Annotated in this window: 2 protein-coding genes; both read left to right on the top strand. The window is 44.6% G+C overall.

Features of this window, described 5'->3' with window-relative positions; genetic code table 11:
* The first annotated feature begins 330 nt into the window (after window positions 1-330).
* On the top strand, window positions 331-684 hold the full coding sequence (locus tag AC1DWA_RS32855) for a plasmid mobilization protein (protein ID WP_477917587.1): 354 nt from the start codon (window positions 331-333) through the stop codon (window positions 682-684).
* Window positions 685-737: 53 nt separating this feature from the next.
* Window positions 738-1,883 (top strand): relaxase/mobilization nuclease domain-containing protein, encoded by a 1,146-nt coding sequence (locus AC1DWA_RS32850; protein WP_477917585.1) that lies wholly within the window; start codon window positions 738-740, stop codon window positions 1,881-1,883.
* Window positions 1,884-2,063: the final 180 nt, after the last annotated feature.

The raw sequence follows: 2,063 nt of genomic DNA, 5'->3' as shown, positions 1-2,063 counted from the left end.
ACACCAAGACCCTCTTGGCACTCAAACAAACACGTTTGTTTGACGCCAACCGGCGAGGGAGCCCCCTCAAAGTTTGAGGGGGTTGGGGGTGTTTGTAGAAGCYATTCCAAAGGAGCTTTCCTTTGGCAGGTGTGGACAGCGTCCGCGGTTTGGCTCCCCCTTGAAAAGGGGGYTGGGGGGATTGTTATGCMWAGCATAACCAAGCTCAATTGGGTACCAATTGTAGAGCTTGCCTTATTCCRACTGTTTGGTGTATTATGGAAGCATACAGCTGGAATTTTACACCAAGTTCACCACRYYYAGTAGGTGAACATAAGGAGGAATAAAGGWATGAGCGAGACGAAAGGCGAGCGTAGGAACGAGCCTAAACAGGTGAAGTTCCGTGTCACTGARGAGGAATTCGAACGGCTATCGCTGATGGCGGATAACGTAGGAATGACGGTGCCTGCCTTTGTGAAAGCAAAGGCACAGGGTACCCGRGTACGRCAGCCGAAGATYAATCGTGAGGGYGCTCTWGCMATYGCGAAGGAATTGCGWKCKGTGGGTACCAATGTGAAYCAGATTGCGAGATGGTGCAATGCACGAGACATCGAACAATTRAGTGAACAGGAGYTTGAGARATTGGTATACAATCTYGACGAAATTAAAAARGGATTGGCTGCAGCATGGCAACAATTAAGCTRAGTACRACKAAAAAYGCCAATGCRTTACTGAAGTACGCTGAGAAGCGCGCTGAGGTGTCAAATTCGCTTGATTGCGATGTGGACTATGTAAGGAACCAATTTAAGGCTACAAGGGAAATATGGGGCAAGAACGGCGGCATACAAGCCCATCATGTTATTCAATCATTTAAACCAGATGAAGTAGATCCCCAGAAAGCCAATGAAATTGGGCTACAACTAGCTGAGAAATTAGCACAAGGTCACGAGGTGGCCGTCTATACGCATACAGACAAGGATCACATTCATAACCACATCGTCATTAATGCCGTGAACTATGAGGATGGTCGCAAGTTTCATGCACATGGCCAAGAGGCTATTGACGATGTGCGCAAAATAAGTGATGAACTGTGCAAGGAACATGGGCTTTCCATTGTAGAAAAGCGCTCGGCCGATGTTCGCTACACATTAGCTGAACAGTCATTGCTTCAAAAAGGTAAGTCGAGTTGGAAAGATGAAATCCGAACGGCCATTGACTTTTCAAAAGAACAAGCAACTAGTTTTGAAGASTTCCAGGARCGTTTAAAAGASCAAGGYGTCCAAGCGACSYTAAGAGGYAAAAACATCACGTATGAGCATCTAGAATCGAATAAAAAGGTACGTGGCACTAAATTAGGGTGGGCGTACGAAAAGGAGACGATTTTACATGGCTTTGAAAGACAAGTTACAAGAGAAAGAGAAACAACAAGTTCAGCAACAACAGTCAACCGAGGACTTGAAGAGGATATACGAAGARATGATTTTGCGTCTCAGAGCGACGGAGGGCTATCTCTCGACGTTTCTGAAAGAAAACATGAACAAAGAGATGATGATSSAACAAGAGCTCGAACAGATCAAACAGACGAGCCAAGACGTACAAACGGAAATGAGATTGACTTCGCTGACATCAATCAACAAATTAGAAACCGCCATCTTAGAGCACAAGCAATATACGAACGAAACTTTGGCCGAGATGAAGACGGCGATCAAGGTATTGCACAGCGAGATGAAAAAGAATCAAGAGTTTCTGAACAACGAGTTTCAAACAAACAATCAAGTGATCAAAGCCGAACTCGAGAAGATCAACAACAATCTGGGAAGCAAGTTCGACATGTTGAGCGAGAAAGCGAAGTCAGAACTCAGCGAGATCGAAAAAAACAGCAAGACTATGATATCGAACGCTAAGCTAGGGGTGGCATTTAATGGCTGGTTAGATTGGGTTAAATATGGAGCCGGTGCAGCAKTCTTTATGGTACCTATGTTCTTCTTGTTTAAATGGTTCTTTGGGTTATTTGGTATAAGCTTAGGCTAGAAATTTAAGTGCAATTCAGTTTGTTCAAAGGCAAACTCTAAGCTCTGTTTAAG

The sequence above is a fragment of the Rhodococcus sp. P4_F3_2 genome (assembly GCF_056401335.1).
The sequence above is the reverse complement of the archived record's forward strand: the minus strand, read 5'-3'. Positions and strand labels throughout refer to the sequence as shown.